Raw genomic sequence first — 603 nt, 5'->3', positions numbered from 1 at the left:
GTACTTCCCCGATCCGCGTGAGGCGGACACCCTGGGCAGATCCGCGTGAGGCGGACAGGCACTCGACGCGCTCGGGCCGGACGACACCTGGCGGGCCGGCAGCGTGCGGCGCGGGCTGCACCGGATGCTCCGCCACGGCACGACCGCGGCGACGGCCGCTCCCACCGCACCGCCCGCCCTGATCACGGCCATGCGCCGCTCCGGGCTGCTGGTCACCCATGCGCCGCTCCGGGCTGCTGGTCACCCCCGCTCCGGACCGCTCGCCGAGTACCGTGCCCTGATCATCAACCACGAGGTCGGCCACTGGCTCGGCCACGGCCACGAGACCTGCCCCGGCAAGGGCCGCCCCGCGCCCGCGATGATGCAGCAGATCGACGGCCTCAAGGGATGCGTCGCCAACGCCTGGCCCTACGACGCCGAGGGGCGGTACCTCGGCGGTCCCTCCGTGCCGTGAGCCTCCGCCGGTCCCGCGTCCGGCGGTCACCCTGGCGATCAATATGGTTGTGGACTGAACCAATCCGTCCCGGCGCCGGTCCTTATAGCGGGGAAGCCAACCGCAGAGGACCGGGGCGGGGAAGCCAACCGCAGAGGACCGGGGAGGGG

The 603-nt window shown here is 73.5% G+C and carries 1 pseudogene; it reads left to right on the top strand.

Annotated elements, in window-relative coordinates:
* Positions 1-253 precede the first annotated feature (253 nt).
* A pseudogene (locus EAO72_RS40580) lies at positions 254-454 on the top strand (DUF3152 domain-containing protein); the annotation flags it as partial.
* Positions 455-603: the final 149 nt, after the last annotated feature.

It is taken from the genome of Streptomyces sp. OR43 (genome assembly GCF_008042275.1).
GTDB lineage: Bacteria > Actinomycetota > Actinomycetes > Streptomycetales > Streptomycetaceae > Streptomyces.
The sequence above is the reverse complement of the archived record's forward strand: the minus strand, read 5'-3'. Positions and strand labels throughout refer to the sequence as shown.